Genomic DNA, 14,466 nt, shown 5'->3' with positions numbered 1-14,466 from the left:
CGGCGAATCGAATGCATATTTTGGTATTCATCTGATGGCGATTCTGGAAGCGTGATGGAGTTCACGTAAAGGACAATCAGCCCCATGATTCCCAATGTGGTAGATGGCCGAGCCCGCTGCGTCATGGTGCTCGGCACCACCAGCGGCGCAGGCAAGAGCTGGATCGCGACTGCGCTGTGTCGCTGGTATGAGCGGCAGGGCCTCAAGGTCGCGCCGTTCAAGGCCCAGAACATGAGCAACAACGCGCGCGTCGTGCTGGGCGGTGAGATCGGCAGTGCCCAGTACTTCCAGGCGCTCGCCGCCCGCGCCGAGCCCGACGTGCGCATGAACCCGTTGCTGCTCAAGCCCGAACGCGACACGCACAGCCAGGTCGTGCTGCTCGGGCAGGTCAACCGCGAGCTCACGGCGCTGCCCTGGCGCGGCCGCAGCGAGCGCGTCTGGCCGCAGATTGCCGGGGCGCTCGACGCGCTTCTCGTCGACAACGACGTCGTGGTCATCGAAGGCGCCGGCTCGCCGGCCGAGATCAACTTGATGGCAAGCGACATCGTCAACCTGCGCGTCGCCCGGCATGCCGATGCGCGCTGCCTGCTCGTGACCGATATCGATCGCGGCGGTGCTTTTGCGCATCTCTACGGCACCTGGGCGCTGATGCCGCCGGCCGATCGCGAATTGCTGGCCGGCTTCGTGCTCAACAAGTTCCGAGGCGACGCCTCGCTGCTCGCCCCGGCGCCGCAGCAGTTGCAGGCGCTGACCGGCGTGGCGACCGTTGCGACGCTGCCCATGTGGTGGCAGCACGGATTGCCGGAAGAGGATGGCGTCTTCGACGACCGCAGCATCGCCAGCGGCGAGGTCACCCGCACCGTCGCCGTGGTGGCCTACCCGCGCATCAGCAACCTCGACGAATTCCAGCCTCTCAAGAACATCGCCGGTGTGCGGTTGCGGTGGGCGCGCAGTCCGGCCGAAGTGGCCGGCGCGGACTGGATCATCCTGCCCGGCTCGAAGAACACCAGTGGCGACCTTGCGTGGATGCGCGAGCAGGGCCTGGACCGCGCCGTGACTGCACACGCGGCGCGCGGCGGCGCCGTGCTCGGCGTGTGCGGCGGGCTGCAGATGCTGGGCGAGGCGCTCATCGATCCGCATGGCGTCGACGGCAACGGGCCCGGTCTCGGGCTGCTGCCGGTGGTCACGCTGTTCGCCGCCGACAAGACCGTCCGCCATCGCGAAGCCACATTCGCCACGGTGTCGGGCGAATGGGCCGCGCTGTCGGGGATCACCGTGCGCGGCTACGAAATCCATCATGGGCAGACGGCCGAGCATGTCGCCATGGCCGCGGCCGGCGATCGCGCCACTGCGGTGATGCCTGACGAACTGGCTTGGCAGAATGCGGCCGGCAATGTGCTGGGCCTCTATCTGCACGGCCTGTTCGAAGATCCCGCCGTGCTGCAGGCCCTCTTCGGCGTCGCCGCGCGCACCCTCGACACGGTGTTCGACGGCCTCGCCGACCACATCGATTCCCACTTTCAACCGGGCGTGCTCCGCTCCCTCATCGAATGACACTTCAACTTCCCTCGGTCGACGACATCGCCGACACCGTGCTCGCCGCGCGCCTGCAACACCTGCTCGACAGCAAGACCAAGCCCGTCGGCGCGCTGGGGAAGCTGGAGGCGCTGGCCGCGCGCCTGGGGTCCATCCTCGGCACCACGGACCCAGTGCTCGATGCGCCGCAGATGCTGGTCTGCGCCGGCGATCACGGCTTGGCTGCGCGCGGCGTTTCGGCCTATCCCAGCGATGTGACCTGGCAGATGGTCGAGAACTTCCTGGCCGGCGGCGCGGCCGTGAGCGTGCTCGCGCGGCAGCACGGGCTGGCGCTGACGGTGGTGGACTGCGGCGTGCGCCACGATTTCGCGCTGCGCGATGGCCTGCTCATCCGCAAGATCGCCGCAGGCACTGCGGATGCGTCCGTGGGGCCGGCGATGACTGCGGTGCAGTGCGAGGAGGCCATTGCCAACGGCATGGCCCTCATGCACGAACTCCCCGGCAATGCGGTGCTGCTGGGCGAAATGGGCATCGGCAACTCGTCCGCCGCCGCGATGCTGCTGGCCCGCCTGTCGGACCAGGACATCGATGCCTGCACCGGCGCCGGCACCGGACTGGACGCTGCCGGACGTGCCCACAAGCGCCAGGTGCTGCGCGGCGTGCTCGAACTGCATGCCGACGCCACCGATCCGCTCGCCGCACTGGCGGCTTTCGGCGGCTTCGAGATCGCCACGCTGGTGGGTGCGGTGCTGCAGGCGGCGCATGAGCGACGGGTGATCGTGCTCGACGGGTTCATCGCCAGCGCGGCGGTGCTGGTGGCCCAGGCGCTGCGCCCGAACGTCGTGCAACGCTGCGTGGCCGCGCATGAATCGGCCGAACCTGGCCACCGTCTGCTGTTGCATTTCCTCGGGCTGCAGCCTTTGCTGGAACTGGACCTGCGGCTGGGCGAGGGCTCCGGCGCGGCCCTCGCGTGGCCCTTGCTTGAATCCGCCTGCCGCATCCTGCGCGAGATGGCCAGTTTTGAATCCGCGGGCGTTTCGCGGCGGGACGAGCCATGAACGGCGTGCGCCACTTCCTGTTGGCGCTGCAGTTTTTCACGCGCGTCCCGGTGACGGGCCAGTTGGCGGGATGGGTGGGTTTCAGCCCGGCGATGTTGCGGGCCAGCGCCGCGCACTTCCCCGGAGTCGGCTGGCTCGTCGGCGCGGTTGGCGCGGGCGTGTTCTGTGTCGCACAGATCGGGCTCCCGGGCTTGGCCGGCGCGCTGGCCGCCGCGGTGCTCTCCACGGCGGCGACGGTGTGGATGACCGGGGCGTTCCATGAAGACGGACTGGCCGATGTCGCGGACGGCCTGGGCGGTTCGTCCGATCGTGCCCGGGCGCTGGAAATCATGAAGGATTCGCGCATCGGTGCCTTCGGCGCCATCGCACTGGTGCTCGCGCTCGGCATGAAGATCGCGTTGCTGGCGACGCTGGCAGGGCAAGGGATGCTCACCGTGGTCCTGGCCCTTGTCTGCGCTCATGTGCTGTCGCGTCTTGCGCCGCTGTTCCTGATCCGCTGGCTGCCCTACGTGGGCGACGAGAACGCGGCGAGCAAGTCCAAGCCGCTGGCCGACGCGATCGGCGGCGGCGCGTTGCTCGCGGGTGTGGCGTGGGCGCTGCCGGCGGTTGCGTGGTTGCTGACGGCGCTCGGATGGATACGAGGCCTGGCGCCGATTCTTCTCTGCGCGTTGGCTGCGCTGTACATGGCGTGGCTGCTGCAACGCAGACTTCAGGGCTTCACCGGCGATGGACTGGGCGCCACGCAGCAGGTGTGCGAACTGGCGATCTATCTGGCGCTCGCCTGGCAGGCATGAAGCTCCTGCTTGTGCGTCACGCGCGAACCACCGCCGCCGATGGCCTGTGTTACGGGCGCACCGACGTTCCGGTTTTGCCCGAGGTGACGCGCGCCGCAGCCGAGCGCGTCGCGCCGCAATTGCCCGCCGGCGTGGCGCTGACCTGCTCGCCGCTGTCGCGTTGCGCCGAACTCGCTCGAGCCATCGTCGCGCTGCGGCCCGACCTGCGCATGATTCACGATCCCCGCCTTGCCGAGATGGACCTCGGCGATTGGGAGGAGCAACTCTGGTCGGCCATCGACGCTGCCGAGTTCGAAACCTGGACCCGCGACTTTGCGGACACGCGCGCAGGCGGAAGCGGCGAAAGCACGCGCCAGTTCATGCAGCGCGTGGGGGAGGCCTTCGATGCCTGGCGCGCAGGGGGACGCGATGCCGTCTGGGTCACGCATGCCGGCGTGATTCGTGCCGCATGGTTGCTGAGCGACGGCATGCGTTGCGTCGAGCGCTCCGACCAGTGGCCCGCCCGGCCGATCGCGTTCGGCGAGTGCGTCAGCATCGAGTTCTGACGCTCTGTCAGCGGGACTTCCGGAATTCACCTTGCCACAGGCGGCGCAATTCGGCGGCCATGGCGGGCGGCGGATCGCCCAGCAGGGTGTCGCGGTTCACGCGGTGGATGAACGCAAAGATGCGTGGCTCGCCGGGGCTGTAGAGCTGCACGACGTTGTTGTCGTAGCAGTCGTGCGCCTTGCAGAAGGCATTCAGCACGTAGCGGTTACCGCCGATGGTGACCCAGCGCGGTTCGGGCGCGGGGCCGTCCATTTCGGCGAGCCAGGGTTCGCGTGCCCCGCCGAGCATGGAGCGCCAGGTCTTGCCGAAGCGCGGATCGGCAATCAGGACTGCGGCGTTGACGCTGCCCGCGGCCGACGGTGGAGGTGATGCTGGAGAAGGTGGGGGCGGTGCTGCCGGACGAACCACGCCCGGCTGAGGCGCACCCCCGGCAGCGGCGACCGCCGGACCCTCGCACTGGCGGTACCTTCGCCCGGTGAGTGACGGCCCCAGCGCCGCACGCACGTTCTGCGAGCCGTCGATCTCGACATAGTTGCCGGCGCGGTCGCGGTTCACGATGAAGATCAGCTCGGACATCCCGCGCACCTGGCTCAGCAGTGCGACCTGGAATGCCTTAGGGGGCGACTGGCCGAAGTAGCTGTAGACCGCTTGCGGATCGAGCCCCGTCATGCGCTGGTTGCCGAGTTCGACCAGCAGCGCATCGGGCAGCACGCGCAGCCTGGCCATCGACGGATTGCCGCACGCGACGGAATAGGTGCCGCCGTAGCGGACCATCGTGTCGGCGTCGAGCCGCTCCCGCGACCATCCCGATGCCGGCGCGGCGAGGACGCAGAGCAGCAGGAGCCGTGTCGCGATGTGCATGGCAGCGGCATCATCGCGGCTGCCGTGCGGAACCGCAAGCGGCGATCAGCACCCTCAGGGCGCCGGCGTCTTGGGCTTGTAGTCGCAATAGGGCGCCACGGCGCACTTCCAGCACATGGGCTTGCGCGCGACGCAGACATAGCGGCCATGCAGGATCAGCCAATGGTGGGCGTGCAGCCGGTATTCGGCAGGTACGCGCTTCTCCAGCTTGAGTTCGACCTCCAGCGGCGTCTTGCCCGGCGCCAGCCCCGTGCGGTTGCTGACGCGGAAGATGTGCGTGTCGACGGCCATGGTCGGTTCGCCGAAGGCGACGTTGAGCACCACGTTGGCCGTCTTGCGGCCGACGCCCGGCAGCGCTTCGAGTTCGGCTCGCGTCTTCGGGACTTCGCCGCCATGCCGCTCGATCAGCATTCGGCAGGCTTCGATCAGGTGCTTCGCCTTGCTGCGGTAGAGGCCGATGGTCTTGATGTAGCTCTCCAGCCCTTCGATGCCGAGGTCGAGGATGGCCTGTGGCGTGTTGGCGACCGGGTACAGCTTGCGCGTCGCCTTGTTCACCCCCACGTCGGTCGCTTGCGCCGACAGCAGGACGGCCGCGAGGAGCTCGAAGGGCGTGCTGTATTCGAGTTCGGTTTCGGGCGTGGGGTTGGCGGCCTGGAGTGTCGCGAAGAAAGGTTCGATCTCGGCTTTTTTCATCGTGGCGGCGAGTTTAGGCTGCCTGCGACAATGGACGGCTGCAACTCTCCGACTGAAGGCCCTGTCATGCAATTTGCTTCCCGTCTCGACAATGTTGAAACCTCCGCCATCCGCGAACTCTTCAAGCTGCTGGGGACGCCCGGCATCATCAGCTTTGCGGGCGGCTTTCCTGACAGCGCGATGTTCGATGTCGAAGGGTTGAGAGAAGCCAGCTCGAAGGCCCTGACGGAAGAAGCCGGCGGCGCCCTGCAATACGGCGCGACCGAAGGCTATGAGCCGCTCCGCACCCAGCTCAGCGCATTCATGAAGACCAAGGGCGTCGAAGTCGACCCGAGCGGCCTCATCGTGACCACCGGCAGCCAGCAGGCGCTCGACCTGCTGGGCAAGACGCTCATTTCTCCCGGCGACAAGGTGATCGTCGAAGGTCCGACTTTCCTGGCGACCATCCAGTGCTTCCGTCTCTATGGCGCGCAGCTGATCAGCGCGCCGATCGACGCCAACGGCGTGCGCACCGACGAGCTCGAAAAGCTGATCGCCGAGCACAAGCCGAAATTCGTCTATCTCATTCCGACCTTCGGCAATCCGAGCGGCGCCATGCTGAGCCTGGAGCGGCGCAAGAAGGTGCTGGAGATGGCGGTGAAGTACCAGACGCTGATCGTCGAGGACGACCCCTATGGCGATCTCTACTTCGACAAGGCGCCGCCGCCGTCGATCATGTCGTTGACCAAGGATGTCCCCGGCAGCCGTGAGCTGGTCGTGCATTGCGGCAGCCTCAGCAAGGTGCTGAGCCCGGGCCTGCGCATCGGCTGGATGATCGGCGCGCCCGAACTGCTGGCCAAGGCAACGATGTGCAAGCAATTCAGCGATGCGCACACCAGCACGTTTGCGCAAGCCACGGCGGCGCAGTACCTGAAGAGCGGCCGCATGCCGGCGACGCTGGCCAACGTGCGCAAGGTCTACGGGGAGCGTGCACAGGCGATGGGTGCGGCATTGCAGAAGGAACTCGGCGATGCGATCACCTTCACGCAGCCTGGTGGCGGTCTCTTCTTCTGGACTCGCCTGACCGGTGCCAATGGCAAGATCGCCGACGCCAACGTGTTCGCCAAGCGCGCCATCGAAAAGCTCGTGGCCTTCGTGCCGGGTGCGCCGTTCTTCGCCGAGAAGCCCGACGTCGCGACGCTGCGCCTGAGCTTCGCCACGGCCAACGTCGAGAAGATCCAGGAAGGGATTGCCCGGCTCGGGTCGGCGCTCTGAAGCGACTGCATCTGTTACTGCATCTTGGGTAGGGCGTCGATGGAGCGCAGAACGCTCCGCGTGATGCCCTGCCGCTTTGCAAGGTCGCCGAGCCTGTTCGGGGTGTCGATGTTCAAGGCGAAGAAGACGGGGCCGGTGGGCCACTCGACCCAACCGACCCACCAGCCGATGGTTCCGCTCCACCCCGTCTTTGCGCGCAGTATCCAGTCCGGACCCGCTTCATTGATCATCACGTCCTTCACCAGCCTCTGGTGTTCGACCTTGAAGGGCAGTTGGTTGCGGTAAAGCCGCTGCAAGAATTCAATCTGCTCGAAGGCCGAGATGGCGAGGTCGCCCTCGACCCAAAACGGCTTTTCGCCCGTGGCGACCGCATTGCCATAGCCAATCTTGCGCATGTAGGCGGTCTCGCGCGCATCGCCGAGTTGCTTGGCGAAGCGCTCATACACCCAGACGGTGGAGTTCCTCATGGCGGAACGCAGATCCTGGTCCTGGTTCCACGCCGGCTGGGACCGCTTCACGCCGTCCCAAGGGATGACCTGGAATTCATCGCGCAGCACGCCGGCGTCGAGCGCGAAGAGGCTGTGCGGAATCTTGAAGGTCGAAGCTGGCGAGTAGCGTCGCTCGGCACGCGCCGAGTTGTACACATAGGCGTTTTCAGACTTGCCTCGGGCGTCGAGCACGACGATGCTGCCTTGTGCATCCGCTTCCGTGAAGACGTGGGACCACTCGGCCTTTTCCTGGAACTGCGGGACGGCCAGCGCGACTGGAGCAAACCCTGCGGCAAGGGCGGTGAGGATGATGTTTCGGCGATTCATGGCCGAAAGTCTAAAGAAGGTCCGCATGCATGAAGGATGAAAAATCCTCGCTCGCGAAGGCCCAATTTGCTTTCGGCGCAGAATGTCCCGCGCACAGATTCACCCACTCACAACGGAGACGATCATGGCATTCGACGGTTCGGCTATCTCGGCGTTACTGGATGGAGTTGTATCGAAGGGCGCCGTGCACGGCATTGCGGTCGTGGTGGTCGACCGCAACGGTCAGTTGTTTCACCATGCGGCCGGCGAGGCGAGCGAACGAACGGTGTTCCGCAATGCATCGATGACCAAGGCCGTGGCCACGACCGCGGCGCTGCAACTCATGGAGCAGGGACGGCTGAGCCTCGATGCCACCGTGGAATCCATCCTGCCGGAGTTCGGGAAGCTGTCCGTCCTGGACGGCTTCGACGGCGACAAGCCGCGCCTTCGACCGCCTGCCAGCAAGGCCACGGTGCGGCAGCTCATGACGCACTCGGCCGGCCTGGGGTACTTCTTCCTCAACGAAAAGCTGCTCAAGTACCACACCGTGACGGGGGAGCCCCACGCCCTGTCGGGCTTGAAGCGCAGCCTGTCGGTGCCGATGGTCAACGATCCGGGCACCGCGTGGGAATACGGCGTCAACACCGACTGGCTCGGGCTCATCGTCGAGAAGCTATCGGGGCAGAGCCTCGGCAGCTACCTGCAGCAATTCGTCTATGGGCCGCTGGGAATGAAGGACTCGACCTTCACGCCCAGCGCCGAGCAGCGCGAACGGCTGCTGCCCGTGAAGCAACGCCAAGCCGACGGCACACTCGCGCCATCGCCGTACGACTTGCCGCCCAGCTCGGAGTGGGACGCCGCCGGTCACGGCTCCTACGGAACGGTGCAGGACTACGGCCGCTTCGTGCAGGCCTGGCTGAACGACGGCGCCGGAATCCTCAAGCCCGTTACGGTGCAGATGGCACTGCAAAACCACCTGGGCCAGATCAAGCTGCCGGAGCTTTTGAAGTCGGCGATGCCGGATCTGTCGAACGATGTTCCTTCGCTTCCGGTTCCGCAGTCCTGGGGGCTGGGCTTTCATCTCACGCTGGCCGATCTGCCCGGCATGCGCAGCAACGGGACCGGCGATTGGGCGGGCGTTTTCAATTCCTACTACTGGATCGACCGTTCGAAGGGCATCGGCGGCGTCCTGATGACGCAGGTGCTGCCATTCTTCGACATGCCCGTGATCGAGACACTCATGGGCTTCGAGACGGCGGTGTACCAACAGGTGGGTGCGGCCGTGCCTGCGGCTTGACCGGAAGAGCAGGTCCCACACCCAGACACTGTCAGGCAGGCTTGTCATGCCCGCGATTCTCGTGCCTCGCGGGACAGGTCTCCCTGTCTATTCGGAATGCAGGGCTTGATCGAAATCCGCGATCAGCTCGTCGGCCGGCTCCAGTCCGACCGAGACGCGGACGAGCCCGTCGGCAATGCCCATCTCGGCGCGCACCTTCGGGCCTGCCTCCCAGTAGATCGTTGGCGCAACCGGAATCACGAGCGTCCGGTTGTCGCCCAGTCCCGTGGCCTTGATCGGCAGCCGCAGGCGATTGAGCGCAGCGAGCATGTCGATGCCCTCGCGCAGTTCGAACGCCAGCAGCCACGAGCCCGCCTTGAAATGACGCTGCGCCAGCGCGTGCTTCGGATGGCTCTCCAGCATCGGATAGTGGACCGCACCGACGGCGGGGTGAGCTTGCAGGAAGCGCGCGAGCGTCAACGCCGTGGCGCTGGTCTGCGCCACACGCAGTGCGAGCGTTTCGGCGCCGAGGCTGATGCGGTGGGCCTGCTCGGGCGACAGGGATGCACCCATGTCCCGCAGCCCCTTCTTGCGGATCTGCTGCAAACCCTGCTGCCGTGCGTCGAGGTTTCGATAACTCGCAGAGATGTTGGGATACGCCGCCCAGTCGAAAAGACCGGTATCCGTGACCGCGCCGCCCAGCGCCGCGCCATGCCCGCCGATGGTCTTGGTCAGCGAATTGATGACCAGCCCCGCGCCGACCGTTTTCGGCAGGAAGAGGGCGGGCGAGGTGATCGTGTTGTCCACGACGTAGAGCAGGCCGCGCTCGCGGCACAGCGCGCCGATCGCTTCGAGGTCCGGAATCTGTGTGCCGGGGTTGGCGACAGTCTCCACGAAGACCAGGCGCGTTTCCGGCCGTAGCGCCGCGCGTACGTTGTCCACGGAGCCCGCATCGACCTTGGTGACACCGACGCCCAGGTCATTCAGCGTGCCGAAGAGGCTGTTGGTGTTGCCGAAGACGAAGTGGCTCGACACCATGTGATCGCCGGCGCGCAGCAGCGTGAGGAAGATTGCGCTGAGCGCGGCCATGCCGGTCGAGAAGCAGACGGTGCCGATGCCCTGTTCCAGCAGGCTGATCTTGGCTTCGAGCGCGGCGGTGGTCGGCGTACCTTGCCGCGCATAGCTGTAGGCTCCCTTGAGGGTGCCCTGGAAGACGCCGATGAGGTCTTCCACGCGGTCGAAGTTGAACTGCACCGCAGTATGGATCGGCTTGTGAATGCTGCCGTGTTCGGTGCCGAAGCGCCGGTCGGCATGCACGATGTCGGATGCGGTAGGCGTGCGCCTGTCGTCGCTGGCTTCGCTGGCTTCGCTCATGGTGTCACCTCAGGATTTCAAGCAGGCGGTCGAGGCCGCCCTCGTTGATGGCAACCATCGCCTGTTCGCGCACCTTCGGCTTGGCGTGATAGGCCACGGACAATCCGGCTTCGCCCATCATCGGCAGGTCGTTTGCGCCGTCGCCGACCGCGATGGTCTCGCCCGGCGAGATGCCGAGCAGCGATGCCACTTCCAGCAAGGTCCGGCGCTTCTCGGCACCGTCGCAGATGTCGCCCCACGACTGTTGCATGACCTGGCCGGTGAGCTGGCCGTCGGCTTCGTCGAGCAGGTTCGAGCGCGCGAAATCGATGCCCAGGCGATCCTTCACCCGATTGGCGAAATAGGTGAAGCCGCCCGAGACCAGCAGCACCCTCATGCCGGCCGCCTTGCAGGCCGCCACGAGTTTCTCCGCACCGGGATTGAGGCGCAGCCGCTCGTCATAGACTTTCTGAAGCGCATCGACCGGCACGCCCTTCAGCAGCGCGACGCGTCGGCGCAGGCTTTCCTTGAAGTCCTTGATCTCGCCACGCATCGTGGCCTCGGTGATCGCGGCCACCTCGGCCTTCTTGCCCACCGCATCGGCGATTTCATCGATGCATTCGATGTTGATCAGCGTCGAGTCCATGTCGAACGCGATCAGCTTGAAATCGGCGAGCGCCAGCGGTGGCGTGAAGCGCTGGACGACGAGGCCGGGCGATATTTCTTTGGCGGTCATGCCGGTGCGGCTTCCTGTACTTTGGGTTGGCCCAGGCTGCGAAGCACGTCGCGCACCATTTGTGCGCGGTCCTTGGGCTCTTTCAGTTCGCGCTCGATGCGCAGCTTTTCGTTGCCAGCGAGCTTGATGTGCTTGTTCTTCTGGATCAGGTTGATGATGTTCATCGAATCGACCGGCGGGTCCTTCTTGAACGTGATGTGGATGACGCCCGGCGCGGCATCGACCTTGGTCACGCCGTAGGGGCGCGCGAGAACGCGCAGGCGGTGCACGTCGATCAGAGTCTGCGCCTGCGGCGGCAGCTTGCCGAAGCGGTCGACGATTTCTTCGAGCAGCGTGTCGATCTGGTCGGGCGTCTTCGCCGTCGCCAGCTTCTTGTAGAACGACAGGCGCAGATGCACGTCGCCGCAGTAGTCGTCGGGCAGCAGGGCAGGGGCGTGCAAGTTGATCTCGGTCGTCACGCTGAGCGGCGACAGCAGATCGGGCTCCTTGCCTGCCTTGAGCGAGCGAACGGCCTCGGCCAGCATCTCGTTGTAGAGCTGGAAGCCGATCTCCATCATGTTGCCGCTCTGGTTCTCGCCCAGCACCTCGCCGGCGCCGCGAATTTCCAGATCGTGCATCGCGAGATAGAAGCCGGAACCCAGTTCTTCCATCTGCTGGATGGCGTCGAGCCGTTGCGCCGCCTGCTTGGTCAGGCCGTCGATGTCCGGCACCATCAGGTAGGCATAAGCCTGGTGGTGGCTGCGGCCGACGCGACCGCGCAACTGGTGCAATTGCGCCAGGCCGAACTTGTCGGCGCGGCTCATCACGATGGTGTTGGCGCTCGGCACATCGATACCGGTCTCGATGATGGTCGAGCACAGCAGCAGGTTGTGGCGCTGGGCCACGAAGTCGCGCATCACCCGCTCCAACTCGCGTTCGGGCATCTGGCCGTGGGCCACGGCGATGCGCGCCTCGGGCAGGATCTCCTGGAGCTTCTGGCGCCGGTTCTCGATGGTTTCGACCTCGTTGTGCAGGAAGTAGACCTGCCCGCCGCGCTTGAGCTCGCGCAGCACGGCCTCGCGGATGACGCCGGTGCCTTCGTTGCGCACGAAGGTCTTGATCGCGAGGCGCCGCTGCGGCGCGGTGGCGATCACGCTCAGGTCGCGCAGCCCTTCGAGCGCCATGCCCAGCGTGCGCGGGATCGGCGTGGCGGTGAGCGTCAGCACGTCGACTTCGGCGCGCAGCGCCTTCATCGCCTCCTTGTGGCGCACGCCGAAGCGGTGCTCCTCGTCGATGATCAGCAGGCCCAGGTTCTTGAACTTGACCGACTGCGAGAGCAGCTTGTGCGTGCCGACCACGATGTCCACGCTGCCGTCGGCGAGGCCCTTGGCGGCGGCCGTGATCTCCTTGGTCGAGCGAAAGCGGCTCATCTCGGCGACCTTGACCGGCCATTTCCCGAAGCGGTCCATCAAGGTCTGATAGTGCTGTTCGGCCAGCAGCGTGGTGGGTGCGAGGAAGGCGACCTGCTTGCCGCCGGTCACCGCGATGAATGCGGCGCGCAGCGCCACTTCGGTCTTGCCGAAGCCGACGTCGCCGCAGACCAGGCGGTCCATCGGCTGCGGCGAGATCATGTCCTGGATGACTGCGTGGATCGCGCCCTTCTGGTCGGCTGTCTCGTCGAATCCGAAGTCATTGGCGAACACCTCGTAGTCGGCGGCCGAGAAGCGGAAGGCGTGGCCTTCGCGGGCTGCGCGACGCGCGTAGATGTTCAGCAGTTCCGCGGCGGAATCGCGCACCTGCTCGGCCGCCTTGCGCTTGGCCTTTTCCCACTGGCCGGAGCCGAGCTTGTGCAGCGGCGCTTCATCGGCGCTGACGCCGGTGTACCGGCTGATCAGATGCAACTGCGAGACCGGCACGTAGAGCGTGGCCTTGTCGGCGTATTCCAGATGCAGCATCTCTTGCATCAAGGGTTTGCCGTCAGGGCCGATGCCTTGGCCGAGATCCATATTGATCAGGCCGCGATAGCGTCCGATGCCGTGGGCCGAGTGCACGACCGGATCGCCGATCGCCAGTTCGCTCAGGTCCTTGATCAGCGCTTCGACGTCGCTGACCTGCTCCTGCTTGCGGTTGCGGCGGCGTGTCGTGGGCGCTGCGGCGAAGAGCTCGGTTTCGGTGACGAAGTCGATCCCCTGTTCGCGCCAAGCGAAGCCTGCGACCAACGCGGCGGTGGCGATGCCGATCTTCTCGTCCGGCGAAGCCTCGAACTCGGCGAGCGAATCGAAGGCCGGCGGGCCGACGCCGCTGGCGCGCAGGAAGTCCAGCAGGCTTTCGCGCCGTCCGTCGCTTTCGGCGATGAAGAGCACCCGGTGCGGCGTCGCGCGGATGTGCTCCTTGACCTTGACCAGCGGGTCGTCCGCGCCGCGGACCACGGCAAAGGGCGCAAGCACGTCGAACTCGGCGTAGGGCGCGTCGGCTGTCAGGTCGCCGCGAATGGCGAGTTGCGCATATGGCTTCGCGCGCTGATAGAACTGCTCGGCGTTCAGGAAAAGCGCTTCGGGCGGCAATGCAGGCCGCTCGGGGTCGCCGCGCACCAGGCGATAGCGTTCGCCGGTGTCCTGCCAGAAATGCTGGAAAGCCGGTTCGAGGTCCCCGTGCAGAACGACCGTGGCTTCGGCGCCGAGGTAGTCGAACACGGTCGCGGTCTCTTCGAAGAAGAGCGGCAGGTAGTACTCGATGCCCGCCGTAGCGACGCCATTGCCCATGTCCTTGTAGATGCGGCTGCGCGTGGGATCGCCTTCGAGGAGTTCGCGCCACCGACTGCGGAAGCGCGCTCGCGCATCGTCGTCCATCGGGAACTCGCGACCTGGCAGCAGGCGGACTTCGGGCACCGGATAGAGGCTGCGCTGCGTGTCCGGATCGAAGGTGCGGATCGAGTCGATCTCGTCGTCGAACAGGTCGACGCGGAAGGGCACTTGGGAGCCCATCGGAAACAGGTCGATCAGCCCGCCGCGCACGGCGTACTCGCCGGGGCTCACGACTTGCGTGACATGGCTGTAACCCGCGAGCGTGAGCTGAGCCTTGAGTTTCGACTCCTCGAGCTTCTGGCCGCTCTTGAAGTGGAAGGTGTAGCCAGCGAGGAAGGCGGGCGGTGCCAGGCGGTAGAGGGCCGTGGTCGCCGGGACAAGCACCACATCGGCCTCCTTCTGGCTGATTCGCCAGAGGGTGGCGAGGCGCTCGCTGATCAGGTCCTGATGCGGGGAGAAACTGTCGTAAGGAAGCGTCTCCCAGTCCGGAAAGAGCGCGCAGCGCAACTCAGGCGCAAAAAAGGCGATTTCGTCGATCAGCCGTTGCGCATCGGACGCATCCGCGGTGAACACGGCGGTGGCGCGCCCAGCCGACTTTTCGCGCTCGGCCAATTGCGCCAGCAGCAGAGCATCGGCCGACAGCGGTGGGCGCGGCAGCGTGAAACGCTTGCCGGCCGTGAGTTGAGGGAGGTCCATGAAATGCCTGGGAAATGCAGAACACCCCGCGCCGGCCGGCGAGGGGTGTGAAGGCCGATTCTAGAATGGCTGCCCTTTTGTCGCAG

12 protein-coding genes are annotated in these 14,466 nt (G+C 66.0%); 6 read left to right on the top strand and 6 right to left on the bottom strand.

Translation table 11 applies throughout. The features are described from left to right. Positions 1-84 precede the first annotated feature (84 nt). The 4 genes from AC1DN9_RS14665 to AC1DN9_RS14650 are packed head-to-tail and all read left to right on the top strand — an operon-like array spanning position 85 to position 3,933. Positions 85-1,554: a cobyric acid synthase gene (locus AC1DN9_RS14665; RefSeq protein WP_478101318.1), complete on the top strand. Its 1,470-nt coding sequence runs from the start codon at positions 85-87 to the stop codon at positions 1,552-1,554. Then, positions 1,551-2,594 carry a nicotinate-nucleotide--dimethylbenzimidazole phosphoribosyltransferase gene (cobT, locus tag AC1DN9_RS14660; protein WP_478101316.1) on the top strand — a complete coding sequence of 348 codons (1,044 nt, stop codon included), beginning with the start codon at positions 1,551-1,553 and terminating at the stop codon, positions 2,592-2,594. The genes AC1DN9_RS14665 and cobT overlap by 4 nt, the downstream gene beginning before the upstream one ends. Further along, the gene (locus AC1DN9_RS14655; protein ID WP_478101314.1) at positions 2,591-3,388 is read left to right on the top strand and encodes an adenosylcobinamide-GDP ribazoletransferase; all 798 of its coding nucleotides are present in this window, start codon (positions 2,591-2,593) and stop codon (positions 3,386-3,388) included. The genes cobT and AC1DN9_RS14655 overlap by 4 nt, the downstream gene beginning before the upstream one ends. Beyond that, entirely contained in the window at positions 3,385-3,933 is a 549-nt protein-coding gene (locus AC1DN9_RS14650; RefSeq protein WP_478101313.1) for a histidine phosphatase family protein, read from the top strand. Before AC1DN9_RS14655 ends, AC1DN9_RS14650 begins: the two co-directional genes overlap by 4 nt. Before the next feature lie 7 nt (positions 3,934-3,940). On the opposite strand, the gene AC1DN9_RS14645 is transcribed toward AC1DN9_RS14650, so the two are convergent. Together AC1DN9_RS14645 and nth are read right to left on the bottom strand one after the other, a co-directional pair. Further along, positions 3,941-4,795, bottom strand: coding sequence for an Ivy family c-type lysozyme inhibitor (locus AC1DN9_RS14645; protein WP_478101311.1), 855 nt, complete (start codon positions 4,793-4,795; stop codon positions 3,941-3,943). Between the two features lie 54 nt (positions 4,796-4,849). Further along, on the bottom strand, positions 4,850-5,488 hold the full coding sequence (nth, locus tag AC1DN9_RS14640; RefSeq protein WP_478101310.1) for an endonuclease III: 639 nt from the start codon (positions 5,486-5,488) through the stop codon (positions 4,850-4,852). A gap of 66 nt (positions 5,489-5,554) precedes the next feature. On the opposite strand from nth, the gene AC1DN9_RS14635 reads away from it, so the two are divergent. Next, positions 5,555-6,742 (top strand): aminotransferase-like domain-containing protein, encoded by a 1,188-nt coding sequence (locus AC1DN9_RS14635; RefSeq protein ID WP_478101309.1) that lies wholly within the window; start codon positions 5,555-5,557, stop codon positions 6,740-6,742. Between the two features lie 14 nt (positions 6,743-6,756). Here the strand turns inward: AC1DN9_RS14635 and blaOXA are convergent, their stop codons facing one another. Next, positions 6,757-7,542, bottom strand: a complete 786-nt coding sequence (gene blaOXA, locus AC1DN9_RS14630) for a class D beta-lactamase (protein ID WP_478101425.1) — start codon at positions 7,540-7,542, stop codon at positions 6,757-6,759. A 139-nt stretch (positions 7,543-7,681) separates the two neighbouring features. Between blaOXA and AC1DN9_RS14625 the strand changes: the two genes are divergently transcribed. Next, positions 7,682-8,833, top strand: a complete 1,152-nt coding sequence (locus AC1DN9_RS14625; RefSeq protein WP_478101308.1) for a serine hydrolase domain-containing protein — start codon at positions 7,682-7,684, stop codon at positions 8,831-8,833. A gap of 87 nt (positions 8,834-8,920) precedes the next feature. Here the strand turns inward: AC1DN9_RS14625 and AC1DN9_RS14620 are convergent, their stop codons facing one another. Genes AC1DN9_RS14620 through mfd form a run of 3 tightly spaced genes read right to left on the bottom strand, consistent with a single transcriptional unit; the run spans position 8,921 to position 14,380 of the window. Then, complete coding sequence (locus AC1DN9_RS14620; protein ID WP_478101306.1) at positions 8,921-10,186, bottom strand: cystathionine gamma-synthase family protein; 1,266 nt, start codon at positions 10,184-10,186, stop codon at positions 8,921-8,923. Positions 10,187-10,190: 4 nt separating this feature from the next. Then, positions 10,191-10,901 carry a phosphoserine phosphatase SerB gene (serB, locus tag AC1DN9_RS14615; RefSeq protein WP_478101304.1) on the bottom strand — a complete coding sequence of 237 codons (711 nt, stop codon included), beginning with the start codon at positions 10,899-10,901 and terminating at the stop codon, positions 10,191-10,193. Further along, the gene (gene mfd, locus AC1DN9_RS14610) at positions 10,898-14,380 is read right to left on the bottom strand and encodes a transcription-repair coupling factor (protein WP_478101302.1); all 3,483 of its coding nucleotides are present in this window, start codon (positions 14,378-14,380) and stop codon (positions 10,898-10,900) included. Before mfd ends, serB begins: the two co-directional genes overlap by 4 nt. Between the last annotated feature and the right edge of the window lie 86 nt (positions 14,381-14,466).

This window comes from Variovorax sp. 05L425, assembly GCF_056397705.1.
This window is presented reverse-complemented; position numbering and strand designations above follow the sequence as displayed.

Bases quoted from the DNA above. Each gene is read 5' to 3' on its own strand.
- AC1DN9_RS14665 (WP_478101318.1), top strand. From the start codon at position 85: ATGATTCCCAATGTGGTAGATGGCCGAGCCCGCTGCGTCATGGTGCTC.
- cobT (WP_478101316.1), top strand. From the start codon at position 1,551: ATGACACTTCAACTTCCCTCGGTCGACGACATCGCCGACACCGTGCTC.
- AC1DN9_RS14655 (WP_478101314.1), top strand. From the start codon at position 2,591: ATGAACGGCGTGCGCCACTTCCTGTTGGCGCTGCAGTTTTTCACGCGC.
- AC1DN9_RS14650 (WP_478101313.1), top strand. From the start codon at position 3,385: ATGAAGCTCCTGCTTGTGCGTCACGCGCGAACCACCGCCGCCGATGGC.
- AC1DN9_RS14645 (WP_478101311.1), bottom strand. From the start codon at position 4,795: ATGCACATCGCGACACGGCTCCTGCTGCTCTGCGTCCTCGCCGCGCCG.
- nth (WP_478101310.1), bottom strand. From the start codon at position 5,488: ATGAAAAAAGCCGAGATCGAACCTTTCTTCGCGACACTCCAGGCCGCC.
- AC1DN9_RS14635 (WP_478101309.1), top strand. From the start codon at position 5,555: ATGCAATTTGCTTCCCGTCTCGACAATGTTGAAACCTCCGCCATCCGC.
- AC1DN9_RS14625 (WP_478101308.1), top strand. From the start codon at position 7,682: ATGGCATTCGACGGTTCGGCTATCTCGGCGTTACTGGATGGAGTTGTA.
- AC1DN9_RS14620 (WP_478101306.1), bottom strand. From the start codon at position 10,186: ATGAGCGAAGCCAGCGAAGCCAGCGACGACAGGCGCACGCCTACCGCA.
- serB (WP_478101304.1), bottom strand. From the start codon at position 10,901: ATGACCGCCAAAGAAATATCGCCCGGCCTCGTCGTCCAGCGCTTCACG.
- mfd (WP_478101302.1), bottom strand. From the start codon at position 14,380: ATGGACCTCCCTCAACTCACGGCCGGCAAGCGTTTCACGCTGCCGCGC.